Here is a 26,058-nt window from a genome sequence, read left to right on the forward strand (position 1 = left end):
GTCGATCCGGACAACTCCCACTGCTCGCGCACGCTCACGCGCGCGAGAATGTGCCCATGCTCGACGCCATCGATTCCGACCGACTGCAGGCCCTGAGGGACGATCCGACGGCGCAGTACGCGCGTGCGGTCATTGCCCGCATGCAGGCGGATCTGAAGTTCAAGCAGACGAAGATCGAGGCCCTGAGCTTCGAGCTGGCGCGCCTCAAGCAATGGCGTTTTGGGCAATCGAGCGAGGCACTGGACACCCAGGGCGAGCTCTTCGATGCCAAGACGCAGGCGCTGCTGCAAGCCGAGGAACAGGCCGAGGACCGGGCAGCCGATGAGGAGCGCACAGCCCCAGGCAAACGTCGCCCCAAACGCCAACCACTGCCCAGTCAACTGCCGCGCATCGAACACCGCTACGAGATCGAATCGGGGCAGTGCCCGCAGGGCCACGCCCTGCGCCGCATCGGTGAGGAGATCAGCGAACAGCTCGACTGCGAGCCCACGCGTTTCTTCGTGCACCGGCACATCCGCGGCAAGTACGCCTGCGCATGCTGCCAGACGGTGTTGGCTGCGCCCATGCCGGCCCAGATCATCGACAAGGGCATCCCCGCTCCCGGCCTGCTGGCGCAGGTGGTGCTGGCCAAGCACGACGATCACCTGCCGCTGTACCGCCAGGAGGAGATCTATCGCCGCAGCGGCGTGCACATCCCGCGCTCGATTTTCCGTTGAGGAAGTTCTCCTGGCTCCACAGTATCTTGAGGTGTTGCCAGACCAAGCGCGACAAAGGCTTGACCCAGAAGTGTTTGGAAGTTTGCCGTCTGCGGATATGCGCCATACCGTTCGACCAGAACGTGGGCGGCAGTCGCCTCCAATAGATCTTTTCGGATTTGTGCAAAACGCGGTAGAAAGCAGGTGGTCCGTCAGTCCAGTTGACCGGACTCGGACATCGCCACCAAGGTTGGAATGTGCGGGCCGTATTCGACCGGCTTCCGGGTCTCGGTGGTTGGAACCCCCGGTCGCCCGCCGTCGATCAACCGGATCACGCTCCCCACCTTGCGAGCCTCCTTCGCGTACAGCGCCTTCGCACGCAGGATCTCAAAGCTGTACCCCCGCCCGTTGCGGTTGGCGATCTTGATCAGGCCGTTCAAGCTCTCGGTGTAGGCGTTCGTGATCTGCGCCGGAGAGTCCCAGTAGGCGAAGATGTCGGCATAGTGGTCTCGCACCGTTCTCGCCAAGGATCTGAACTCGTCGAGCCCAGAAGCCGGGATGCAGTTCTCCCAAGCCTCGAAGGCCCGCATTGCGGAAGCCTTGTCGGGGTCGTCGTAGATCCGGTAGAAGGTTTCCTTGAAATCGTAGGCCAGAGCGAGTGCGGGATAGGTCTCGCGCACGGCGTCGAGCGCGCGAAGCTCTGTCGGGCTGAGCGACTTCGGACGCTTGAGCGTCAGCCAGCGCAGGGACTTCTTGACCTTGATCCGGTCATCCTTATCCAGCTTGGCTTGTAGGCGCTTGCGCTCGGCCTCCAGCGCATCCGACGCCATGCGCACCACATGGAACTTGTCGATCACCAGCCTTGCGTTCGGCAGGTAGGCTTCAAACGAGTTCTTGTAGGGCCGCCACATGTCCGTGCAGACCCATTCGACGCGATCCCGGTTTGGCAGCTTCGCGAAGTACGGCTTGAGATGCTGCTGGGTCCTGGCCTCCAGCATGTCGAAGAGGTTGTTGGTGGCCAAATTCGTGATGACGCATCGGTAGGCGCCGCCGATCATCACCTCGTCGATGCCCATGATGATCGGCGTCTCGTAGCGCACGGTGCGTTCGAGGTCTGCGATCAGGTCGTGCGCGATGTTCTTGATCGTGTTCACCGCCAAGCCAGTTTGCTGCGACATGGCGTGGAACGTCATGCTCAAGCAGCGCTCGCGAATGGCGTCCACGAGCCTGCGCGTTGCCCGTCGCCGCTCATCCAAGAAGGGCAACTCGGGGGTGTCCATCGTGCCGCAAGCGCCGCACCGGAAGCGCGGTCTGCTGATCTCCAGGCGCACCGGCTGCATTTGCATGGGTGTGTCGGCCACCACCGTCACCCGCTTGCCGTGACGGTACATGGGCTGGACGCACGACGGGCAGATGGGCAGCCCCTCCAAGCTGTACTGGGCAGCGATGACGATAGAGCCGTTCTCGCTGCGCAGATCCACCGGCTCAATGCCGGGCAGATTCAGTAGATCAAGCACCCGCTTCCCCCATGTCGAGCGTGCGCCGATCCCTGTCCAGTTCGTAGATCAGGTCGATGAACGCCGTCATGGCTTGCTTGTCGGCTTTGAGGAGGACCGTCGCCAGCTTCTGGTGGGACGTGAGGGCGCGGACCACTGCGTTTTGAACGGCGCCAGGCAGGTTGCCTTTCATGGCCTGGTCGCGCGAGTTGTTCTCGATCTGCGCCATCACCACGTCGCTCTCCTGCGTGATCGCTGCGACCTGGTTGGCGAAGGCCATCTGGTCGCGCACGGGCGCGGCATCGCCGAAGAGGTGGTTGAGCTTTTCGATAATCTCCCTGAGATACTTCGCGTCGTCCGCCGTTCCATCGGTACTGCCTGGCCCGATGGGCTTAAGGACGGGCGGTTCGGGATCGGATTTCGGGGTGAGTGGGGTCGCCTTGATGTCGAACCCCATGAGGACCAGCGCCTTCAGGTCGATGTTCTCGACCGCTTCACCATCAAGACGCTTGCCGAGCAGCTTGGCAAAGGCGGCGTAGTTTTCGAGTTCTGGGTCGCCAAAGTCGATGAGTTGAGCCACATAGGCGTAGGTGCGGCAGAAGCGCCCAAGGGCACCCTTGAACGCCACCAGAGCGCCCACCTGCTGAGCGACATCGTGCCGCTGGTAGTCCGCCTCCTTCTCGCCGTTTTTGTCTCCGCTGGCGCGAGCTTTCTCGAATGCCGCTTCCCACATCTCGACCGCATCGCGCAGCATCGTCAATCGCTCGTTGTAGATGCGCGTAGGCTTCTCGGTCGCAGCGTACAGGGCCTTGTGCTGCGGGTCGTGTGCCTGGGTGATGTCGCGGATCGACTTGAAGCGCGCCTCCTTGAAAGCGGCGAGGTCATCGGCATCGAAGATGTCCTGAGCATCGAGCGCATCGCGGATCTGGTAGACGATGTTGGGGTCCTGCACATCCTCCATCTCCGCGCCCGCATCAAAGAGCGCAAAAGCATCGAGCACGCTTTGCGGGTCGTTCACGAAATCGATGATGAAGGTCTCGTCCTTGCCCGGCGCCACACGGTTCAGGCGTGAGAAAGTCTGGACGATCTCAACACCGTTGGCGATCTTTTTGTCCACGTACATCGCCACCAGCTTGGGTTGGTCGAACCCCGTCTGGAACTTGTCGGCTACCAGCATGATCCGGTACTCGGGCCTGTCAAACGAGGCGCGAAGGTCAACGCTTGCCAGGTGCGGCGCGTTCATGCTCGTTTCCGTGAACTCGTCCTTCTCATCGACCATGAACGCCTCGGCGGCCAATGGGTCGTCCTGGAAGTGCATCACCTGCTTACCAGTGACCTTGCCCGAGAAGGCCACAAGGCAGCGAATGCCGGCATGCTCGGCGTGCTTCTCGATGTAGGCGTCGAACGCCTTCTTGTAGCGCACGACGGCAGGCCGGGAGCTTGTCACGACCATCGCTTTGGCCTTGCCGTCGAGCAGGTGCATGACGTTCTTGCTGAAGTGCTCGACGATGAACTGCACCTTCTGGGTGACGTTGGTCGGGTGCAGAGACATCCATTGCGCGAGCGTCCTCTTCGCGCGCTTGGTGCTGACCCGCTTGGAGTCCTCAATCTCCTTGGACAGGTTGAACGCCGTCTTGTAGGGCATGTAGCCCTTGAGCACGTCCAGGATGAAGCGTTCCTCGATAGCCTGCCGCATCGGGTAGCGGTGGAAGGGGCGCGGCGGGTTGTCCTTCGACACAGGCTTGGCCGGATCGGCGGGCCTGCCGAACAGCATGAGGGTCGAGTGCTTGGGCGTTCCCGTGAAGGCAAAGTTGCTGATGTTCGTCGGACGCACCCGCGACTTCTGCAACTGCTCCAGCAGTTCCTCAACCGTGAGCTTGTCCATGCCGCCCTTGGCGCCCATGCCGAGCGCCGCCTGGAGCTTGGTCGCCGTGGTGCCCGTCTGCGAGGTGTGCGCCTCGTCGATGATGACGGCGAAGTTGCTCCCTTTCAGCGCATCCTCTGTCACGATGGCTTCCATCGCGTAGGGGAAGGTCTGGATCGTCACGACGATGATGGGCGTGCCCGAGAGCAGCGCCTCGGCGAGTTGCTTGCTCTTCGATGTCGACGATTTGATGCGGTCGATGGCCGCAATCACCCCGAACTGGTGATCGATCTGCTTGATCGCGTCCTGCAACTGGCTGTCGAGCACGTTGCGGTCTGTGACGATGATCACGCTCTTGAAGATCGCATCCCCGTTGTCCCGTCGTAGCTTGATCAGGTCGTGCGCCGTCCAGGCGATGGTGTTCGTCTTGCCCGAGCCCGCGCTGTGATCGCACAGGTACTGCATGCCAGGGCCGTTGGCCTTGGCGTCGGCGATCATCGTGCCCACCGCCTCCCACTGGTGAAAGCGCGGGAAGATCAGCGTTTCCTTCTTGGTGTAGTTGCCCTTGAGATCCACCACGTCCTTCTTCTCAACGAAGACGAAGCTGTGGAAGATGCGCAGCCAGGCATCGCGCTGGCAGATGCGCTCCCAAAAGTAGGCCACGGGGTACTCGCCATCGAGCCTGGCAGGGTTGCCTGCATGCCCCTCATTGCCCTCGTTGAACGGCAGGAAGAATGTGTTGGCCCCATCGAGCTTGGTGGTCATCTGGATGTCGGAATCGGACATCGCAAAATGCACCACGGCCCCGCGTCGGAAGGTCAGCAGCAGCTCGCGTCGCTTGGTCTTGGAGTCGAACGGCAGCCGGTCATTGCGGTACTGATCCATCGCGGCCTCAGCCGACTGGGTGAAGTCGGTCTTGACCTCAATGGTCGCAACCGGGATGCCGTTGATGAACAGCACGAGATCGATGGCCAGTTTGCGCGTCGGGTGGTACTGCAACTGCGGCACGACGCGCAGGATGTTGGCGCCATAGCGCTGGAGCACGTCGGCGTTGCGCTTGTCCTCAGGTGCGGCCTCGGAGAGGTCGATCTGGCCGCAGCCCGCGACCGAGATCCCGCGCCGCAGGACGTGCATCGTGCCCTTCTTGGGTTCTTCCAGCGCGCGGACGATCTGGTTCATCAGGTGCTCCAGGGCGCGGTCGCCGTGGTCCTTGACCAGTTTCTCCCAGACCTTCGGCTGGGAGGCTTGCAACCAGGCCACCATATCGTCTGGGTACAGCGCGCGCTCGGTGTCGTAATGGTCGGTGTGGCCGACGACCCAACCCTGGGCCTGGAGCTTGCCGACGATGTAGCCCTCGAAGTGCTTTTCCTGGTGTGCGGTGTCGACTTTCATCACGCCTTCTCTTCCTAGTGCAAGGTCGGTGCATGGCCGCAGCATTTCTTGTATTTCTGGCCCGAACCGCAGGGACAGGAATCGTTGCGCCCCACCTTGGTCGCTTCGCGTCGCAGCGGAGTGCGCGAGGCGACCGCCGGCGCTGCGGATCGCCGCTCCAGCCAGTGCGCGTGGACCGCCGCGAGCGAGGGCACCACGGCATCTACCCAGCGTTGCACGCCGCCCTCTTTGCGGGTGATCTCCAGTCCGGTGCCATCGCCCAGACGCAGAAAGGGCGTGATCAGACAGCCTCCGTCCATCTTGCCGCCCGGCTTGAACGCATCCAGCGCCCACAGCGCAGCCCAGTCATCGGCATTGAAGTGCTGAGTTGCGGTCAGAAAGCCCTCGCACCATTCCGCCGCACCCCATGCTGCATCGCGGAAAAACACCGGCTCGAAGGACGCGGGGTTGCGCGCAAACGCATCGGCGATGCGATTCATCAGGCCCATGATCAGGCCCATAATTTCCTGGGCTTGCGCCATGTTCGCAAACTCAGCTTCTTGCCGCCCTTGCTCGAAATCCCACACCCACGGCATCCAGGCCGAGGGCATCACCACGCGCGGACCGATTACCAGCGCGGTGAAAAAGCCTTCCAACGTGGACACATCCATAGCCGATTCGGGCACAGCGTCCGAACTCAGGAAATCGTCGAGACGTTGCAGATCGGCGTCGCTGAGGGTAGATGGCGCGGTCATGAGAAGGACTCCGGGGTAGGCGAGGCCGCGTTTCGCTCGTTGGCGACACCTGCAGCGCGACGGAGCACCGCGTAGAGGGAGTTCATGACATCGTGCAATTCAGACAGTCGGACATAGGTCTCATACGGCACAGGCCGTCTCTGCTGTGGCTCGTAGCTGTCTTCGCCGTATCGAAATGCCTGTGATGTCGGATCGATCTGCGCAATTTCGCGCAGCCGGCTGACGATCCATGAAGGGACCTGCTCGCCGTGTTGATCGCGAGCGAACTGCACCAGTTCATCGGCAAGCGCATCCAACCGATGGTGATTCACGTCCCTGCCGAGAAGGTGCTTGACTAGGATTTCGAGCGCATGCCGGTAGAGAAACAGAACGGGATACGCGATCTCGAAGTCCGCGACCCGCTGCTTCTGGATCGACTCGACAAGCAGGTTGGCAGCCATCAAGTATTGCTCGGCCAGTTCGATACGCTCGGACGCGGTCAGTCCTCCGATCAGAAAGCCGAATGGGCCAGAATAGGCATCTTCGCGCTGATCGTCCTCGCCGGGATCTCTGAAGAGCGGTTGTTTCTTCATGGCTAATTCTCAGCGGAAGATCGGAAGTCGATTTGGCCAGTCACGGCGGCGGTGATGAAGGCTGCACGGCGTTCTTTGAGGAGATCGATGCTTCTTCTCGTTCGTTCTGCGAGCGCGTCCATGCTTTTGGTCTCGCGGTCAATATGCTCAATGATCGCAAGTTGTTCGGCCCTTGATGGAAGCGGCATCCTGAACGCCTCTATGTCAGGCATGTAAATAGTCTTATGCGTTGAACCAATCATGAGACGGGACAATTCTTGCCTCATACCTAGAAGAACTAGGTACAGGAATTCATTGTTCAGGCGTGCTCCGCAACGCCAGACAGCAAAGTCCTGTGACGTTGCCATATCACACCCCATGATTGCCGGGAAGCCAACCGAAGCAGTCCTAGAAAGCATTACAGACCCGGCTGGGTGAAGTGTCGCCGATGAGTTTGCGATTCCTAGGTCGCTGATGTTCTCTTCCGTCTCAAAGATGTAACGGCGCCCCTCGCGTCGGACTTGCCAAATATCGGCGAGCGTGAACCAAGGGATGTAGCAGTCTTCCCACCACTCTGGATGCGATCTGCTTGGGGTGTGGCCAGAGCCAAGCGCTGCAACGTGCCGCACCTGCACAACACCCCAATGCTCCGGCACCCCTCCGATCCACTCCACGCCGGAATCCTTCATCTTCACGTTCGGGTCAAGCCCCTTCGTGACGGCGTGCGTGATCAGCGCCTGGCGCTTCTCCTGGAGTAGTTCGATGAAGCGGGACTTCTTGGCAATCAGGGCGTCGATGCGGGAGGTTTCGCGGTCGATATGATCGGCAAGATTTTTGCGCTCCTGCGGCGGAGGAAGACAGATCGGCGTGTCGCCAATTGCGTCCTGGTTGAGCCCGTATCGCGTGATTCCGGGTGCTTCCACGAAGAAGTGCGCTTGTGTGGGCTTAGCCTGAAGTGCCCGATGGATGACCCGTGAGGTTTCAAAATCATCGTCACGAATCACGGTCAGGTGATACCCGCAAACAACTCCATCCAGATCGTCTGAGACAATCGCAGGGATGCCAATATCCGATGGATCTTCCGAGTCCTTGGTAATGATCACATCACCCTTCTTGAGCGAAAATTGCTCGATCTCGTCAGCGGACGCCGTAGCCTGCATGAAGTCCAAACGTTGAGTTATGAACTCGTTGTAATAGACATCCGTGTAATTGCAGAGGCGGACATGCTGCTGACCGTCATACGATTTCTTGTCCACGTTGCTGTTCTTAAAGCTCGCAACGTGCCGCAGCCTTTTTACATCCCAATGCTCCGGCACGTTCCCGACCCACTCCACGCCGGAATCCTTGTAAGCCGGATAAGACTTGTAGTGGCTCATGGTTTGGCTCCTTCCGGCGCGGCGAGCATGTTCATAATGAGCCGGATCATGGTTTCTTTTTGATCGGGTGCGGATTCCGCGACTAGCAGGGCCAAAGCCGCGAGCCCCGTATCGTTGATGACCGGCTGACCGTTGGCGTCGAGCAGGCGGTGATTGCGATACAGGAAATCCACGAACAGGAACGCCCCGCTGCGCTTGTTGCCATCGGCGAACGGATGGTCCTTGATGACGAAGTACAGGAGATGCGCGGCCTTGCTCTCGACGCTGGGATACGCAGGCTCACCAAAGACGCTTTGATCGAGGTTTCCCAACAGGGATTCCAGTCCGCCATTGCGCTCCTGCGCGAAAAGTTCGGTAGCCTCTGCGCGCTCGATCAACTTGGCCTTCAGCAGCGCCAAGGCAGCGCGTGCTTGCGCCGTGGATGGCAAAAGGCCGCCTGCTTGTACGGATGGCTCGGCCAGCAGCCCTTCGTCGTATCGCTGAAGCAGCAAGAACGTCTGCGCGTAGCGACTGACGATCTCCGCCAGGCCGCGCCCAGCATCCGCGCTGATGTCAGGCTGCGCCGCAAGGCGCCGAACGAGGATCAGGGCGGACTCCAATTCGCGAGCGTTGGCTTCCAGGCGTTGCCGGTTGACGGTATAGCCTTGCGTCAGGTGCTCGCGCAGGACACGGGTGGCCCACTGGCGAAACCGCGTGCCTTCGACCGACTTGACCCGGTAGCCGACCGAGATGATCACGTCCAGGCTGAAGTGCTCGACCTGGTAGGTTTTCCCGTCGCGCGCAGTATGTGCAAATTTTGCACAGACTGAATCGCGCTCCAATTCTCCCTCTTCAAACACGTTGCGGATGTGGCGCCCGATGACCGTGCGGTCTCGCCCGAACAGCGTGGTGATCTGCTCCTGGCTCAACCAGACAGTCTCGCCCTCCAGGCGCACATCGATGGAGCCGCCATCCGCCTGATAGATGACCAGTTCGCTCACTGCGTCACCTGGCCCAGCAGTTCCGCAATGTCGGCTTCCACCTGTTTCAACTCCGCGTCGATCTCTTCGAGCTTGCGCGGCGGCCTGTACTCGTAGAAGAGGCGATTGAAGTTGATTTCAAACCCGACCCGCCCGATCTGGAAGTCTTTCTCGTCGCGGTAGTCCGGGTCGATGTAGGCGTCCAGGACGTGAGGCTTGACTTCCAGGGCGAGGTAGTCGTTCACGTCCTGCGTGAGCGGCACGTTCTCGTAGTCCGTTGCGTCGGAGTCCGGCACGACATCGCCCTGCGCGTTGCGCACAGGTTCGCCTTCCGGGTCGCGCACACCGAAGGCTTCGAGCAGTGCCTTGACGAACATCTTGCCCACGCGCCCGATACGCGGGTCGGCACGCCCAATCTCGTCGGCGAAGAGTTCGGCCCAGGCATAGGGCTTCACTTCGCCCATTACACCCGCGAGCGCGGTCTCCCAAGCGGCTTGTTGGTCCGGGGAGAGCTTGGCCCACTGCTTGTCCGCGCGAAGCCGATTCAGGCCGCTCTCGTCGAAACGCAGGCGCATGCGCAGCGGGCGCAGAACACGGATGCGCCGGTAGCCGAAGGTGCGGTAGTCCACCATGCGGCTGTGCTCGGCATCCTGTCCATCGGCATAGAGACAGACGATCTGGTCGCGCTGCGCGTCGCTGATGATGCGGCGCTTGTTGCCCTCATTCTTGATCGAGTTCCAAAAGGACGAGGCATCGATCAACTGGACTTTGCCTTGCCGGTGCTCTGGCTTCTTGTTCGACAAGATCCAGAGATACGTTCCGATGCCGGTGCGAAAGAAGATTTCGGTCGGCAGCGCCACGATGGCGTCCACGAGATCGTGTTCCAGTAGCCAGCGGCGGATCTCCGACTCCCCCGACCCGGCGCCGCCGTTGAACAGCGGCGAGCCCGACAGGACGATGGCAGCGCGCCCACCCCCCTTCTCGGGACGCTCCAGCTTGCTCGCCAAGTGCATCAGGAACAGCATGGAGCCGTCGTTGATGCGCGGCAGGCCAGGCCCGAAGCGGCCCGCATCGCCGCGTTTGTGCTCGGCCTCGACCTCGGCTTGGTCCTTCTCCCACTTCTTGCCAAAAGGGGGATTGGAGAGGCAGTAGTGGAAACGCTGCCCGGCGAACGCATCGCGTGAGAGCGTACTGAAGGGGCCTGCGATGTTCTTGGACAGGTCGCGCCCCGGATCGCTCTCCAGGGTGCGCAGGAGCATGCCGGTCACCGCCACCGCATGCGTCTCCGGCTCCAGTTCCTGGCCGTAGGGAACCAGGATCGGCGGAGCCTTGGACCGGTTGCTGTACGCAGCAACATGGTTCATGGCGTCCGAAAGGAAGCCACCCGTGCCGCAGGTCGGGTCGTACAGGGTGCGGATCAGGCCGGGGTTGGCCTCGAACAACTGGTCGTCCGGGTCCAGAACCAATGCGGTGGCCAGATGCACCACGTCGCGCGGCGTCATGAAATCCTCGGCGCCCTCATTCACCTCTGCGCCAAAGCGGCGGATCAGGTGCTCGTAGACGTTGCTCATCGCACGGTCAGGGACCTCTGAGGGGTGCAGGTCGATCTCGGCGAAGTTCTTGCAAATCTTGAATAGCAGCCCGGCCTTGTCCAGCCGGTTCACGGTGTTGCTGAAGTCGAACTGCTCGAAGATGACTCGGGCGTTGTCCGAAAAGTGCGCGATGTAGTCCTGGTGGTTCTGGCGCGTCTTCGTGCCGCCAAGCGACGCCAGCGAATACTCGGACGTGTTGTAGAAGGGAAAACCTGCGATCTGCCGCAGGATCAGGTCAACGTCGAGTTCGCTTGTCCGGTGCGCCAGGTAGGTCTGACGCACCGACTCTCGCGTTGGCTCCAGCACGCACTCAAGCCGCCGCAGCAGCGTGAAGGGCAGGATGACCTTGCCGAAGTCCGTGTGCTTGAAATCACCCCAGAGGTCTTCGGCGTTCTTCCAGATGAAGTCTGCGAGGGTCGAGGTGGTTCCGTTTCCTGCCATGTCGTGCTCCAACCATGTATTGCACGAAACAGCCTATCAGAACGATTACTCATGTCAACCAGAAATTGCACGCGACGGATCTTCCGCCATGCTGCGGCCTACACTGGTCATCCAACCGCGTTTTGCACAAATCCCCCTAATGACTGAATCACACCGTGTCAGGGCGGTTCAGACGGTGTCCGCGGCAAGGTGGCCAATTATGTAACGCCCCATTCATCCCGTAAGGAAGGATGACTTCTGCCGCCCTTCCCAACGATGCACTGCTGCGTATTTCAGCCCATCGTGGACGGCGTTTCAGTCTCATCGTGGACGCTGATTCAGCTTGATCGTGGACGGGGGGGGGGGCGTGCAAGTGATTCCTTGACCGGGCCTAGGCTGGTCGCTTTTTCCGAGCGACGCCGATGCCCACAACAAGAATCACGATGCGCCAGATCCGAGAGACATTGCGCCTGCCTCTGCAGGCAGGATTGACCTACAGCGAGGTGGCCGGCAAGGCGCTGCCGTTTACTTTATGCGGTCCTCGGAAGCAGGCCGGTTTTGGTCCGCCGTTTGCGGAAGTTGGATTGCCGAGGGTTGCGCCAACACATCGCGGGTGCACGGAATCCACGTGTTTTCATGATCTGGATCATCAAAACAGCATCCGCATCCTCCCGCAGGGGCCGTTCCGCCCAAAGACGCTTTAGGATGCCGCATCGGCTTCGGCGTTGGGATCGCAATCCCTTGTTGTGGCCTCCGTCGCCGGGCTTCGGGCCATCGTTGCGGCGGCCCTTCCCCCTATGCTCGCGTGTAACCATGGTCATCGACATGTCGGATCTCTGCGCCCATTGGGACGTTCACGGCAACGTCCAGGTCTGGGCAAACGATCGTGTGGTATCAACCGTGAAGGTCCTGCAACGCGGCACGCCGCAATCATTGCCCGCGGCCGCCGATCGGGTGGAACGCATGGCACGCGACCCCGCGTACCGTTTCGCCATCCTGGCCCTTGTTCACGGCCAGGTCCGACCGGTCAGGCATGCCAAGCCACCGTCCGCTTAGCGCTGCGCAAGCCAACGCTGCTTTTGTGCACGGAACTGCGCTGCCAGCGCTTGAGCCTCGCGCAAAAGGCTGCGATGGTTGCGCTGGGAGCGCCGTGTGGAGACCGGCCAGTGGTCCGATGTCTCCTTGTGGGATGGTGCATTACAAACGCGGTGAGCATGGCATCGCGCTGACCAGGCGCGCGCATTCCCCCGCATCCCGCGAGCTGCAGCTCCTTGTGTTGACCAAAGCCAACGCGCGGCAAACCTGACCATGCGCTTGCGCCTTCGGCTGCTCGCGCAGGGTCTGATCTTCATCCTGCCCGTCCTGCTGGTGACGGTGTGGGGACTGTGGGCCGAGCGCAATCAATACCACCAGGTCAAGGACCGTGTCGTCCAAGAAGCCCTGCGCGAAGCATCCACCGATGCGGACACCGTCGCCAGTCGCCTTCAGACGCGATTCACCGAGTTGCAGTTTGCCGCCGTGGCCCTTCACGGACCCGACGCCGACCCGGCGTCCCCGGACCCCCAAGCGGTGCAATCCCTGCGCCGCCTCATGGCCTGGCATCCGGGTTTTGACGCCGTCAATCTCGAGGCGCCAGACGGCGCCGTCCTGTGGTCGACCGAAGTCCGTCGCCAAGCGCCGTCCGTCGCCGCACAATTGCTGACACCGCTGGCATCCAATCCCAATTTCCTGCTTGGGGCAAGCCAATCCGTTGGCCCGGCGCGCATGCACGTCTTGGCCATGCAGTATCGGGTTCAGGATGCGCAAGGCCAGACCCGGTACGTCATCAGCGCTCCGTACCGACTGGATCGGCTGCTCGCCTTTTCCGGGCCCGGCAGCCCATGGGAGCTCACCGCCTTCGACGTGCGCAACCATCGCGCGCTGGGCGTGTGGCAGCGGGGCAGGTGGACTTCGCCCCGAAGGCGGCTGCCGCCACTGCGGTTGAAGTTGCGGTGCCAGGCTATCCGCTGATCGTGGGAGCGAGTTGGCCATCCGGGCTTGTATGGCATCGGTATTGGCGAAGCGCGCTGATGCGCTGGATCTTCGAGGCGGGGACCATCCTGCTACTCGGCCTCGCCAGCTTGAGCGTACGTCGCCAGGTTCGCCAACGCGGTCGCGATGCCAGGCGCCAACGCCAGCTGGCGGACTTCAACGCCATGCTGGCGCAAGTCAATCAGACCATTGCACGCGCCGACGACGAGTCGTCCCTTCTCACGACTCTTTGTCAGACCACCGTCGAGCAGGCCAACCTCAAACTGGCCTGGATCGGACGACCAGGAGAGACGCAAAACGTCGAAGTTCTTGCCGCAGCGAGCAAGGCCCAGGGCCGTCTGGGCGGGCTCGCAGAGGCCGGTCCGCCGGGCGTGCCGGAGGCTCGGGAGGCAATCGGGCGCGCATGGCGTGATGGGCGCAGCGTGCGTATGCCAGTCGTTGCTTCTTCGCAATCCGCGCAACCCGACGGACCTGCAAACCCCTCCAACATCCGCTCCATAGCCGTTCTACCCATCCGCCGCAGCGGCACCATGTGGGGGGTTTTTGCGATGTACAGCGCACGCGCTGGGCTCTTCGGCAGCATGGCGGAGTCCCTGCTCGACCGGCTGGCCTCCGATGTCTCCAGCGGCCTTGATCGCATCGACCTTGCGCAGCGCGCACGTCATGCTGCGTTGTTGCGTGAGGTGCTTCTGGACAACGCGGTTGCCGGCATTGCGCTGACGCGGGGGCGTCGCATTGTCGATGCCAACTCGCGATTTGCAACCCTGCTCGGGTACCCCGACAAGACGGCATTGATCGGTCAGGCCACCGGCATTCTCTACCCCGATGAAAGCGAGTTCGCGCGGATCAAGGCCCTGTACCCGGAACTGTACGCGAAAGGCTCCGTCCAGCTGACGAGCGTACGCCTGCGGCGCCTTGATGGGGGCCTCATCACGTGCGACCTGTCGGGCGGCGTCGTGCAGGACGTCAAACAGGCCCTCGCCGTGTGGACCATCGTCGACGTGACCACGCGGGATCGGCTGCAGGCGCAAATCGAGCACGAGGCTCTGCACGACCCGCTGACGGGGCTGCCCAACCGACGGGCGCTGGAAGCACATCTTCCCAAGGCGATCGCGCGTGCACAGCGCAACGGCACAGCCCTGGCTGTGGGCATGATCGATCTGGATGATTTCAAGCCGGTCAATGACACGTGGGGCCATGAGGCCGGTGATGCGCTTCTCCAGGAATTGGCCAAACGACTACGAGCCGAGTTGCGCGTGTCGGATGCGCTCGCCAGACTTGGAGGCGATGAGTTCATCGTCGTGGTCGAAGATCTGGATGCATACCAAACGACAGCCGAACTTGCCCGGATTGCCGAGCGACTGCATCACGCGGTGGAAACCTCGGTGAGCGTTGCCGCGGGACACACGGCAACGGTCGGCTTGAGCATGGGCCTGGCACTGTTCCCGGCAGACGCCATGGATGGCGATGCGCTGATGCGTCTGGCCGATGCCGCGATGTACCAGGCCAAGATGCACAAGCATGACGGCACATCCTGGTGGCGCCTGTCCAGCGTGAGTTCAACCGCCCCGGAGCGCGAAACAGGGTTCGATGCCTACGGCCGGGACGCTGCCGTCCTCCTGGACAAAGCCCATGCGCATGTCGCCCATGTTTCAGAGCATTTTATCGACGCGTTCTACGCCGACCTGGGTCAAGAGCCCCTGTCCAAGGACATTCTGGCGAACCTTGGCACCACGGACCTCGCGGCGCTCAAACAACGCCAGGCCGATCACCTCCGCCTCATGCTCGCCCCTGACACGACTCTGGCGGACGTGCAACAGGCGGCGAAGCGTCTGGGCCGCACCCACGCCCTGGTTGGCGTCAGTAGCGCGCTGCTGGTGCATTCCATGGCCTTGTACCGAAGACTGCTGACGGACCATCTGAACCAAGTCCTTTTGCCGGCGCGGGAGCGCTACCGGATTTTGCTGGTCGCCGAAAGACGCCTTCAGGACGACATGCAAACGCAATTGCATGTTGCTGATGCAACCATCGGTGCCTATCTGGACGTCCTGGCGACCCCCCTCCCGAGGTATGGACGCTTACTCGCCGATGTTCGCCCCCTGGAGCTTGCGGCCCTCGCGCAACTCCCCGGAATTCTTGGAGCACTCCTGATGCGCCCGAACACGCTCGGGGCACTCTCGGTCGAGAACTGCGCCGGCTCGCGAGGGGAGGACATCGCAGCGGTCCTTCGCGCCCCCGAGTCGCAGATTGTGATCCATGACCCGGCCGATCCGCGCAGCACCAACGTCATCGCCCAAGCCTGGCGGCGCGGTGAGATCACAGGACTGGCGTCTTTCACGCGCGATCCCAGCCATGCCTTTTGGCGCGAATCGGCGCAGGCGCTCGGCCTGCGATCCGTGCTTGCCATTCCGCTAAGCGACGCATCGGACCATATTGTCGCCGTGCTTGCACTGTACGGCGCCTATCCGGGTCAGTTCGAATCGGCGGTGATGCGGCAAATCGCTCGGGGAATCCAGCAGCGCTGGGAACAGGTGGGGTTGCGCTGCAGCGCGCCCGCGACCGTCGTGACACAGGAACGTGCGGAGATTTTGCGCCAGCAGCTTTTTTCGGGCGGCTTGCGCATGTTCATGCAACCCATCGTTGACTTGCGCAGCAGCCAGCTGATCAAGGTGGAGGCACTGGCTCGCTTGGAGCTGCCTGACGGGTCGATCATTGCGCCTGGTGTGTTCCTTCCCCTACTGGGGGAGACCGAGTTGAGCCGTCTCTTCCGCATGGGGCTGGACATGGCGCTTGCGCATCTCACTTTGTGGGATGCACAAGGTCTGCGTATCGGTGTGGCGGTCAACATGCCCCCCAGCGTGCTGCGCGACCCCGAATGTGCAGTGTGGGTCGAGGACATCCTTCGCCTGCACAAGATCGAGGCGGACCGGCTGACCCTGGAATTGCTGGAGACGCAAGCTCTGGAGAGCGGAGCGCAGGATGCAGCCCTCTCTCAGATTAAGCACCTCGGCTGCAAACTCGCCATGGATGACCTGGGCTCGGGCTACAGCAGCTTGCTGCGCCTGACGAGCGTATCGTTCGACATCATCAAGATCGATCAGGCACTGCTCACGCGCATCCGTCAAAACCCCCTTGAGACCTTGGGCCTCATGGTCACCATCATCCAGATGGGGCTCGATCTTCGCCGGGATGTGGTCGTCGAAGGCTTGGAGGATGCCGGAATGATCGAAGCGGCGTTACTCCTGGGTGCGCAATATGGGCAGGGCTTTGGCTTGGCCAGACCCATGCCGCCGGATCAAGTCGTGGCATGGCGCGCCTGCCTCCAAGCGCCAGCAAACCCGTTCAGGATTCGGACCTACCTGGGAGCCCTGGCCTATTCCTGGCTCCGCATGCGCGGCGAAGCGCAGGGACAGTCGTTGGCACCCCACCCGGTGGCGGACTTCTTACGCACGCGCGGCCTCCACACCAGCCCCGCCGCCCAGTGGTACGCCCAGGTCCATGCCAATCCCGGCGACCTCGACACGGCCCGCAAACTGCTGGACTGGTTCGTGGCACAAGTCCAGAAGGAAGGGCCGCATGGTGACGCCTGATGCCCTGGCGGGCGACTCGACGAACGATTCAATTCTGGGCTGCCTCACGTTCAGGTGCTTGGGCACCTCCACTCGGCGAGCGGGAGGCGGCGTTCGCACGCGCGACCATGCCAGGCGCCGCAGCGCTTTGCGCGTCCCGGACCTGTACCTGCCAGAGTTGCCCAAGCGCCCGGGGATCGGCCAGGTGCCAAACGCATGATGCCCATGATCTATCTTGACCACAACGCAACCACCCCCGTGGCAGCCGAAGCTCTCCAGGAGATGCGTGACGTGCTCGAACGCGTCTGGGCCAATCCCTCGTCTGCTCACGGCCCAGGCCAGGCGGCACGGCGCGTGCTGGCGGACGCGCGGACTCGGATTGCACGTTTTCTGGGTTGCGGCCCCACTGAACTGGTGTTCACCAGCGGCGCCACGGAGGCCAATCACATGGCCGTGCTCGGTGCCTGCAATGCGCGCCGCCGCGGGGCCCATTGCGGGCGCCGCAGGCTGGTGCTGTCCGCCGTTGAACATCCATCCATGATGGCGTTGGCCGCACGTGTGCGCGACAGCGGATGTCCGGTCGACGTGATCCCGGTGGACGGTGAAGGCCGCCTCGATCTGCAGGCCGCGCATGCGTTGATCGACACGGACGTAGTGCTGGTCAGTGTGATGGGCGCCAACAATGAAACGGGGGTGCTCATGCCTGTGGCGGAGTTGGCCGAGATCGCCCACACGCAAGGTGCGCTGCTGCACGTCGACGCCACGCAAGTCGTGGGCAAGAGCGTGCAGCGCTTTGCCGATAGCGCAGCGGATCTGTGGTCGGTGTCGGCGCACAAGTTCAACGGTCCGAAGGGGGTGGGAGCGCTCGTGGTGCGCAAGGGGCTGGACTGGCCGGGGCTGCTGGCAGGAAACCAGGAGCGCGGGCGCCGAGGCGGCACCGAAAACCTGCCGGGAATCGCGGGATTCGCCGCTGCTGCCGAGGGTGCGGCGCTCGACTTGGCCGCCGACGTCGATCGCATGACCGCACTGCGCGAGCGTTTCGAATCGGGGCTGAAACGGTGCTCGGCGCAACTGAATGCACCACTGACGATCTATGGCTGCGCCGCACAGCGCCTGCCCAATACGAGCTTGGTGCGTTTTGGAGAACTCAAGGCCGAGCACGTGCTGCGCGCGTTGGAGCGCACAGGGGTGATCGCCGCATCGGGCTCGGCTTGCTGCAGTGGCAGGGACTTGCCATCCCATGTGCTGCTGGCTCAAGGCGAGAGCCCCCAGCACGCACGTTGTGCGGTGCGGTTTTCGCTCGGACGCCACACCACGTCCGAAGAGATTGACGCGGCACTGCTCGCGGTGCAGCGGGTCCTCGGATCATTGCTGAACACGCGTCACTGACGGCAATCTCCAGAGCAGAAGCGCGTCGCGGAAATCCTAGCGTTTAAACCTTCACGACACGACCGATAGTCAATGCCGAGGCACATCGGACGAGGCCGGTGCCAACAACACCATAGGCGCCGACCTGCGAACCGCCTTGGAAATGGCAAGGGCAGATCGAGCCATGGCAGATTGTCAGGTTCATCGCATGACCGCCTGGGCCGATGCCCGAGGTCACGCACGCCATCACCAAGGGTGCGTCGCGGCCTTCTCGACGGACGTACCCGCCGCCGGCCCCGGATTGGAAACCCAGGGATGCGGCTCGGTGGTCATCGAAGACCGCAGGATTCGGGCTGTGCAGGTGGAGACGAGGCCAGTGTCGTTGGACTGACCGCGCGCAAGAACGGGGGTGGAGCCCAGCCCGTGAGGTTGACGTCGTTGCCGATGCGGCCCCCTCGTGCCGATCGTTGGCAACAGGCCGATCAATTTTTCGTTGGCGCCAAAGGTCGACACGACTGACCTGCTGACATCCGAGTCAATGGGCTGGCCGGACGGCGCCTCCGCGCGTGAACAATTTCACACTTTGCCCAATTTTCGTCTGCCGCACCTGGCTTGTTTGCGCGAGATCATGGATTTCGCGCAGCCCACGGGCCTAGGCTTCGTGTCACACATGAAGATCACTCCCCTGATGAACCCGATCAAACCAAGGATTGACGCCAAGAATCGCTCCCCGTCACTCTCGCCAAGTCCGCCAACCAACGGCTGGCTTGGCGAGGTTGATGCAATGATGCAGGATCCTCGCGGTTGGTTTCGACCCCGGACCCTGGTGCTCATTGATGCCAAGCGCCCTGAGCAGGATCGCGTGGTCATGCAAGTTGGCCAAGACGAGCAAAGCCGCATCAGGGTGGCCACAGCCGAGGCACTGTGCACCGGGACGTCCTACTGGATCGAATCGATCCCCGGAGTATCCGACATGCCCGACGGGCTGTATGTCCTGGAGTGCGCGCACCCGGGGCGCCGTCCCGATGACGTCGCAACGGCGTGCTGGATCAGCACGCTCGCACCCTCCGATCTGACTTCCAGTTTCCTTGCCGCGACGTCACGGTAGGAGCTGACCCATGTTCGAAAAATGGCGCGGCCTGCGCCCGGCACCTGAGCTGGTGGCGCTGAGTGCGCAGATCCCGGCCACGCATGCGCTGTTCGTGCTCATGGGGGAGACAAAGGCGATCGCCTTCATGGATCGCACCGTCAACCGCCTTGCGCACAGCGCGGCCTCGGCATCGGGGTTGGTCGTCCACCTTGATTCCACATCCCTGCTCGTCTTATTCGAGCAAGCCGAGCAGGCCATGCGCGCCGCAAAGGCCATGCGCGCACACCTGGATCAATGGTGTCAAAATCTCAATGAGCATTTGCGGCTCGATCTGGATATCGGGCTGAGTTGTGGGGCGGTTCTTTGTCGCCCTCCGTCCTATGAGGGGCAAGCCCTGCTTCGGGCGGTCTCTTTGGCGACCGGTGCCAACGATGGACAGACTCTGCTCGACGAGGCTGTCGTTGCCCGACTGCCCGAGACGTTCGTCAGCCAACTGCAACCTGCCACCGCGTCTGAACCGGAAGGCGTGCGTCGGGCGTGGATGGTCGCGAACGCCCAGGCACCAGGAACACCGCGCGTTGCCGCCCCCCTGTGGCTCAAGCTGCGCAGTCCTGATGGGCGAGTGAACTTGACACTCGCACCGGGGCGCCCCATCCGCATCGGCAGGGACCGGCGCGCCGACGTGGTTCTCCAATCCGCTGTCATCTCTCATCAACACGTGGTCATTGCCTGGCGTCATGGGTATTACACGATCTTCGACACCAGCCGCAACGGAACCTGGTTGCAAACCGATCGGACGGGTTCGATAACGCGCATCGTCCACAGCGTGGGGTTGCTCGACGGGTGTGGATCGTTGCATCTGGGAGAAGGACCGCAAGGCTCTCGATCACCCGACCTTCTGTTCAGTGTCACGCCGCCACCGGCGGGGCACGAGCTGACGATCGTCCAACGTGGGTCCAGCGAGTCTTTCGCGCTGACCCGTCCGGTCGCATGACCATCCATTCCCCCTGTCGCCATGACCCACCCTTTCAAGGACCCGACGAGCAGCTTGGTGGACGTCGATTGGGACGACCCTCGCTTGCAGGATTTGTTGCAGAAGATTGAAGGCCTGCGTCTGGACAGCCGTGGCACCTTCAAGGCCGGGCCTGCGCGGCTGCACTTGGGCTTGCACGTCAAGTCGGGGGCTGATTCTTCGGGAATTCCCGTCACTGTGGTGGGAGACTGCGGCCCTGGCTGTCTCGTGATCAAGACTGACTTTGCACTGCAACCGGGTGAGCCGGTGACCCTGGACCGAAGACTCGCCACGGGTGTCGGCCGCCTGCTGCAGTGTGATGTCGAGCGGTGCCAATCCGGCTCACGCGCCGAGGATCAGGGGCAACGCGTGTTTATCAGTTGGTTGCGCGTGCACCGGACACGATGAATAACGCCCCGTCATGGTGAAATCAAGGATCGGCAAACTGGGTGGCAAGCGCCGACCAGACTGGCACGTTGTACTTCTCTTTCTGCCGCTCATGCTCGTGGCCGCCTGGGGCGCCTGGGCTGAAGTCGAGCATGTTCGTGAAGCCCAGACCCAAACGGCGCAGGATGCCCAGAGGGCAGCGTCCAGCTATGCCCAGGGCATTGCCACGCGACTCGATACCCAATTCGTGGTCTTGCAATTCGCGGCGGCGTCCTTGCGTGAGTCTTCCCCCGATTTAAGCAGACCGAATCCTGCTGCGGTGTTGCCACTGCGCCGATTTTTGGCACAGCACAAGGCTTCTTTTGCTTTCGACATCCTCTCATCCAATGGCGACCGGATTCTCTGGTCAACCCGCGCGCAAAGCAACAGGCCCATTGCATCGGGCAACGCGTTCACTCCATTTGCGCCCAACCCTGACTTGTTGCTGGGGCCCGGGCGCGCATCGTCGCGTGTGGGCGCGCACGTCCTTCTCATGCGATTTCACGTGCCCGGCAACGCCGCCAGGCCGGGGTACCTTGTCGGGTCTCCCTACAGGCTGGACGGCTTGCTTGCACAAGCGCAGGCAAGCCGTCCGTGGACGTTTGCCGTGCGTGATCTTCGCAATGCTGGTTTGCTTGGTATATGGCAGCAAGGGCGTGTGAGATTTGCCGACGCTCCGAGCACAGGAGATGGTGTTCGGGCCGATATTCCAGGCTATCCCTTCGCGGTGATCGCAAGCTGGCCCACTGCCCTGCCACTAAAGGTGTATTGGCAGAAGGCCCAAGGGCGCCTGGCCTTTGAACTGGGCACAATGCTACTGTTGGCCCTTGCGGCAGGGAAAATCGCGCAAATGATGCGTGAGCAACGCCACCAGTCCGCCCTGCGAGACACGTTGCTGGACAACGCCATGGTCGGGATTGTCCTGGCCACCGACCGCCACTTCGTGCAGACCAATCGCTGCTTTGCAACGATGCTGGGCTATGCCGATCCGATGGGATTGCAAGGGCGGCCGGTCGCGATGGTCTATGCCTCGTTGGAGGATGACGATCGGGTCCGTTCAGCGTATCCGGCGCTGCTTTCGCAAGGCAGTGTGTTTATCCCGGGCGTGCAGATTCGCCGCCTCGACGGCGGCACCATCGTCTGCGACCTTGCTGGAAAAATCGTTGAAGACGGCCATACCCCCGATCTGCCGACAACGGTCTGGGCGTTTTTGGACGTCACGGACCGGCACGTCTTACAAGATCGTCTGGAGCGGCTGGCCACGCATGACGCGCTCACGGGCTTGCCCAACCGCTTCGCCCTGGAACAGCGCCTACCCCTGGCGCTGGCGCGAGCAAGGCGACACGGCACCCTGGTGGCGGTCGGCCTGATCGATCTGGACGACTTCAAACCGGTCAACGACATCTGGGGCCATGAATCCGGCGACGCACTGTTGAAGGAACTGGCGCGCCGATTGCAGGTCCGTCTGCGCCAGACCGACCTGTTAGCGCGTCTTGGCGGGGACGAATTCATCGTGATCATCGAGGATCTGGATGAGCCGCAGGTGACCCAGCAACTCACCCAGGCCCTGATGCGCTTGCATCAGGCCGTCGAAGATCCGTTCGACATCGCGCCAGGACAAAGCGCCACCATCGGCATGACCATGGGCGTCGCGCTCTTCCCGCGTGATGCGCAGGATGCCGACAGCCTGATCCGTCAAGCCGACATGGCGATGTACCAGAGCAAGGCCCACAAGCGCGACCGCACGCATTGGTGGCAGCTGAGTAGCGATGGGGACGAACGGTCCGTGCGGGAGCGGCCGTTCGAGCCCTATGGAGACGACGCCACGGCTTTGTTGGACAGGATGCAGAGCGTTCTTCAAACGATTTCGACCCGGTTCGCCGAGGAGTTTTATGGGCGCTTGGCACGCGCTCCGGCGCCGGCCGCCGTTCTGGCCAACCTGAGCCCGCAGGAAATGCAGGCCCTGAAGGCGAGCCAGGCTGAACATCTGCAATTCCTGCTCGCCCCTCGCACGACCCACGAGGCCATTATTGCCCGTGCACGACGCGCGGGGCAGGTGCATGCGCTGGTGGGCGTCGATAGTGCAACATTGGTGCAGTCGCTGTCGCTGCATCGTGAACTGCTGCAGGCAAAGCTGAGCGCAACGACCATCACGGCACGCACGCGTTATCAACTCCTGCAGGCTGCAGAACAACGCGTGCACGATGACATGCAAACGCAGTTGCAGAGCCTGGATAAAACTGTCGAGCAGTACCACTCGGCGCTTGCGGCCGATTTGCCGCGAAGAGGAGCGCTGTGGGCAGAGGTCATACGGGTGGAGCTCGATGCGCTCGCCGCGTTGCCGGGCATCCTGAACGCCGCGATCGAAATTCCGGACGGGCAGGGCATCTTTCAGCTCACGGGTACGGCGGGCCTGCATTCCGACGCGATTCAAGCCATCGTCCGACAATCGCACGATCGACCCTGTCTGGATCCGAGTGCCCCATCAGGGCAAGCACTGGTCAGCAGCGCCTGGAGAAGCCGGTCCGTCTTGAGCTCCGCTGCCTATGGACAGGATTCCCGGTTTGCCGTCTGGCACGCTCCGATGCAGCCTTTGGGCGTTCGCAGCGCCGTCGCCCTCTCGATCCTGGGCGAGGGCGGGCATCCGATCGCCGCACTTCGAATGTTCGGCGCTTACCCAAATCAGTTTGAATCCTTCTGGATGCGGCAATTTGTGCGCGCTCTACGGCGCCGCTGGGAGGAGATCTGGCGCCGATGCCATGGCCCTGCGGATTCCCAGGCGCTGCCCCTCGTCGAGGCGCAAATTTATCGGCAGCGGCTCTTTGCAGGGGGCCTGGCAATGTTCATGCAACCCGTGGTGGACTTGGCCACAGGCAGCGTGCAAAAGGTTGAGTCCCTGGCGCGGCTCAAACTGGACGATGGACCCATGGTGCCGCCCCGTGTATTTCTGCCTCTGTTGTCGCACGCGGGGCTCGACCGGCTGTTTAATCTCGCGCTGAAGCAGTCCCTGGAAACACTCAATCGCTGGGATACCCAGGGACTGCACATCGACGTCGCGATCAATCTTCCGCCGTCGAGCCTGCTGGACGTTCATTGCCCGCAATGGATTGAAGACGCCTTGCGCCAACACGACATCGCCCCCGACCGGCTCACGCTGGAGTTATTGGAGACCCAGTCGATCGATCAGCAGACCCAGGTCGATGCCATCAGCCGACTCGTGCGTCTCGGTGTCAAACTGGCGATGGACGATCTCGGCTCCGGTTACTCCAGCCTCAAGCGTCTGTCGGCCCTGCCTTTCGATGTGATCAAGATCGACAAGGATCTGCTCGGCGAGTGGCGCCTCGCGCCCCTGGAGACCGTTGGTCTGATCTCCACACTCATCGAGATGGGCCGGGATCTGAATCGAACGGTGGTGGTCGAAGGGTTGGAAGACGTTGGCATGGTCGAAGCGGCCATGGTTCTGGGCGCGACCACGGGCCAAGGTTATGCGCTGGCGCGCCCCATGCCCGCGGACGCCATTCCGGATTGGATCGGCCAGTTCCGGATGCCGGCGGTGCCAGGCACGATTCACACGCTTCTTGGGGCGTTGGCGCACCACTGGGCGGTCATGCACTCCCGCCGCTTGGCGCAGACCCTGCCGCTTGATCACGCACAGGCCACACTTCTATTCAAGGAACAGGGATGGCAAGACACCGAAGCTGCAGCCTGGAATGCCCAAATTCACGCCGGTACGGACGTTGCCAATGCCTCGCACAAGCTTTTGCAATGGCTTGTGGCACGCGTGAAGGAGAATCGAACGCCGTGAAGCGAACGTTTTCGAGAAGGAATGAGCTTGCCACCCAAGCGACCCACTGTCGCGGAGCGCGATGTCCGCACAAGCGCGTTCAGAGCGCAAGGCGCTTGACGTGGCGCGCAGGTTCACAAGCCGAACGCTCGAATCGCGCCAGATTCACCGGGTGTGGCCGAATTCGCACATTTGCTTTTTTCATGGATGGCATGGATGACGGCGACCTCGCATTTCGGCCAGAATGAGTCGAGTCATTCTGAGTCGAGTCATTCGATTGATGTCTTGCAGCGCCAGCGCCCGACGTTTCCGGCAGAATTCCGGACCCTCGGCAGCATGCCCACCACTCAGCGAAACTCTCACTGTCGAGGTAAGCGATGCAAATTCTGATGGAGTTCCTGCAACTCACTGCAGATGAAGGGCAGGCCTTGGCGGCGTGCGCGCCGCAGCTGCTCAGCCGGCTGGAAGCATTTGCGAAGACAATTGCCGAGCAAATCCAAGCGCAGGCCGACGACGAGGGTGCAGTGGCTGGGCTCAGCAAGGATCAGCGCCTCGAGCTGGCGACCATGCAGGCCGATCATTACCGCGAACTGCTGGCCTCGGAGTACACGCCGCAACTGCAGCACCGCATGGTCGAGATCGGGGCGTTGTACTACCGCTGGGGTCTGCCGCCCATGTGGATCATGACCACGTCGTCGCTGTTTGCCGCGGAGTTCGAGACGTTTGCCGCCGATCTTTCGCTGGCTCAACGCCGCCCGCTCATGGGCGCCTTGTACAAGCGCTTGCGCCGGGACGAGGCTTGGCAGATGGAAGGCTATCGACAGGCGGCCGAACGCGTGCGACGCCAGCTTGAACGCAGCCCCTTGCGCGACGCCCTGACCGGCTCGCTCAACGGCGATGCACTCCGGGAAATGCTGCCCAGCGCCTTGGCTCGCGCGCGTCGGCATGGCAGCAAGGTCTTGGTGGGATTGCTGGAATTCGATGACTTCAGCGCCCTGACCGCGGCGCAGGGCAACGCGGTGGGCGATGCGGTGCTGCAGCAACTTGCCGACCGGCTGCGCAATGCACTGCACAAAACCGATCTTGTGGTGCGGCTCGAAGGCGACCGCTTTGCCGTGATACTCGAAGACATTTACCGCATCGAGGCCGTCGCTCCCTTGCTCGAGCGCCTGCAGATGGACTTGAACCTGCCCTACACGCTGTCGGATACGGTGTTGTGGCAATGTCCGCTGAGCATCGGCATCACGGTGTTCCCCGATGACAACGTCGACGCGCCGGAGTTGTTGCGTCATGCCCAGCAGGCCATGCACAACGCCCGCACCAGCAAGTCCCACCGCGAGTGTTTCTGGTCCTTCTATGACCGCGAAGTCGATGCGCTGATGGCTGCAGCGCAAGGGCTCGAGCATTGAGGTCCCCATTCCCGACCCCCTTCTGGGGCGCAGGCGGTTGGTACCCTGACGCCCACCCAGCCCATTTACCGGCAGGCCCCACAGTACAGCATGGCGATCGCCAAGGCATGGCTGATTCGTCTTTTGCACGATCGACGCGGGGTCTCTTGCCGTCGATGGCGCAATGTCACGTTCAGCGCATGACCGCACGGCCCGTGGCCCGATCGTTGATGTTGCTGCCCACCATAAAACCAGACTTTGTTTGATGCGAGTCAACCTTGCTCGGGGACTGGATCGGACAATATCACCAA

The 26,058-nt window shown here is 62.2% G+C and carries 16 protein-coding genes and 1 pseudogene; 10 read left to right on the forward strand and 7 right to left on the reverse strand.

Annotation, left to right across the window (positions count from 1 at the left end):
- Positions 1–56: 56 nt before the first annotated feature.
- Positions 57–704 (forward strand): annotated as a pseudogene (locus CD04_RS0113145) (IS66 family transposase zinc-finger binding domain-containing protein); the annotation flags it as partial.
- 203 nt (positions 705–907) lie between these two features.
- Here the strand turns inward: CD04_RS0113145 and CD04_RS0113150 are convergent.
- Genes CD04_RS0113150 through CD04_RS0113180 form a run of 7 tightly spaced genes read right to left on the reverse strand, consistent with a single transcriptional unit; the run spans position 908 to position 11,100 of the window.
- Positions 908–2,212 (reverse strand): ISL3 family transposase, encoded by a 1,305-nt coding sequence (locus CD04_RS0113150; protein WP_031407454.1) that lies wholly within the window; start codon positions 2,210–2,212, stop codon positions 908–910.
- Positions 2,205–5,447, reverse strand: coding sequence for a type I restriction endonuclease subunit R (locus CD04_RS0113155; RefSeq protein WP_031407457.1), 3,243 nt, complete (start codon positions 5,445–5,447; stop codon positions 2,205–2,207). Before CD04_RS0113155 ends, CD04_RS0113150 begins: the two co-directional genes overlap by 8 nt.
- A gap of 14 nt (positions 5,448–5,461) precedes the next feature.
- Positions 5,462–6,181 (reverse strand): UPF0149 family protein, encoded by a 720-nt coding sequence (locus tag CD04_RS0113160; RefSeq protein WP_051849169.1) that lies wholly within the window; start codon positions 6,179–6,181, stop codon positions 5,462–5,464.
- A complete protein-coding gene (locus tag CD04_RS0113165; protein WP_031407461.1) occupies positions 6,178–6,753 on the reverse strand; it encodes a hypothetical protein in 576 nt (191 codons plus the stop codon). The genes CD04_RS0113160 and CD04_RS0113165 overlap by 4 nt, the downstream gene beginning before the upstream one ends.
- Positions 6,754–6,755: 2 nt before the next feature.
- Positions 6,756–8,108, reverse strand: a complete 1,353-nt coding sequence (locus tag CD04_RS0113170) for a restriction endonuclease subunit S (RefSeq protein ID WP_031407463.1) — start codon at positions 8,106–8,108, stop codon at positions 6,756–6,758.
- On the reverse strand, positions 8,105–9,088 hold the full coding sequence (gene rhuM / locus CD04_RS0113175; protein WP_031407464.1) for a RhuM family protein: 984 nt from the start codon (positions 9,086–9,088) through the stop codon (positions 8,105–8,107). The genes CD04_RS0113170 and rhuM overlap by 4 nt, the downstream gene beginning before the upstream one ends.
- The gene (locus CD04_RS0113180; protein WP_031407467.1) at positions 9,085–11,100 is read right to left on the reverse strand and encodes a class I SAM-dependent DNA methyltransferase; all 2,016 of its coding nucleotides are present in this window, start codon (positions 11,098–11,100) and stop codon (positions 9,085–9,087) included. The genes rhuM and CD04_RS0113180 overlap by 4 nt, the downstream gene beginning before the upstream one ends.
- A gap of 804 nt (positions 11,101–11,904) precedes the next feature.
- Between CD04_RS0113180 and CD04_RS0113190 the strand changes: the two genes are divergently transcribed.
- The 9 genes from CD04_RS0113190 to CD04_RS0113250 all read left to right on the forward strand — a co-directional run bounded on the left by CD04_RS0113190 (position 11,905) and on the right by CD04_RS0113250 (position 25,768).
- Positions 11,905–12,135, forward strand: a complete 231-nt coding sequence (locus tag CD04_RS0113190; protein ID WP_156030266.1) for a hypothetical protein — start codon at positions 11,905–11,907, stop codon at positions 12,133–12,135.
- A gap of 252 nt (positions 12,136–12,387) precedes the next feature.
- The gene (locus tag CD04_RS24180; protein WP_031407473.1) at positions 12,388–13,089 is read left to right on the forward strand and encodes a hypothetical protein; all 702 of its coding nucleotides are present in this window, start codon (positions 12,388–12,390) and stop codon (positions 13,087–13,089) included.
- A 59-nt stretch (positions 13,090–13,148) separates the two neighbouring features.
- Positions 13,149–16,700, forward strand: a complete 3,552-nt coding sequence (locus tag CD04_RS0113205; RefSeq protein WP_051849170.1) for an EAL domain-containing protein — start codon at positions 13,149–13,151, stop codon at positions 16,698–16,700.
- A gap of 204 nt (positions 16,701–16,904) precedes the next feature.
- On the forward strand, positions 16,905–18,068 hold the full coding sequence (locus CD04_RS0113210; RefSeq protein WP_031407478.1) for a cysteine desulfurase family protein: 1,164 nt from the start codon (positions 16,905–16,907) through the stop codon (positions 18,066–18,068).
- 472 nt (positions 18,069–18,540) lie between these two features.
- Positions 18,541–19,155 (forward strand): hypothetical protein, encoded by a 615-nt coding sequence (locus CD04_RS0113220; RefSeq protein WP_197033102.1) that lies wholly within the window; start codon positions 18,541–18,543, stop codon positions 19,153–19,155.
- Between the two features lie 10 nt (positions 19,156–19,165).
- Complete coding sequence (locus CD04_RS0113225) at positions 19,166–20,131, forward strand: FHA domain-containing protein (RefSeq protein ID WP_031407484.1); 966 nt, start codon at positions 19,166–19,168, stop codon at positions 20,129–20,131.
- A 21-nt stretch (positions 20,132–20,152) separates the two neighbouring features.
- Positions 20,153–20,557, forward strand: coding sequence for a hypothetical protein (locus CD04_RS0113230; RefSeq protein ID WP_051849171.1), 405 nt, complete (start codon positions 20,153–20,155; stop codon positions 20,555–20,557).
- A gap of 13 nt (positions 20,558–20,570) precedes the next feature.
- Positions 20,571–24,380, forward strand: coding sequence for an EAL domain-containing protein (locus tag CD04_RS21925; protein ID WP_051849172.1), 3,810 nt, complete (start codon positions 20,571–20,573; stop codon positions 24,378–24,380).
- A gap of 356 nt (positions 24,381–24,736) precedes the next feature.
- Complete coding sequence (locus tag CD04_RS0113250; protein WP_081857940.1) at positions 24,737–25,768, forward strand: GGDEF domain-containing protein; 1,032 nt, start codon at positions 24,737–24,739, stop codon at positions 25,766–25,768.
- Positions 25,769–26,058 lie beyond the last annotated feature (290 nt).

This window comes from Thiomonas sp. FB-Cd (genome assembly GCF_000733775.1).
In the GTDB taxonomy this organism is placed as follows: Bacteria; Pseudomonadota; Gammaproteobacteria; order Burkholderiales; family Burkholderiaceae_C; genus Thiomonas_A.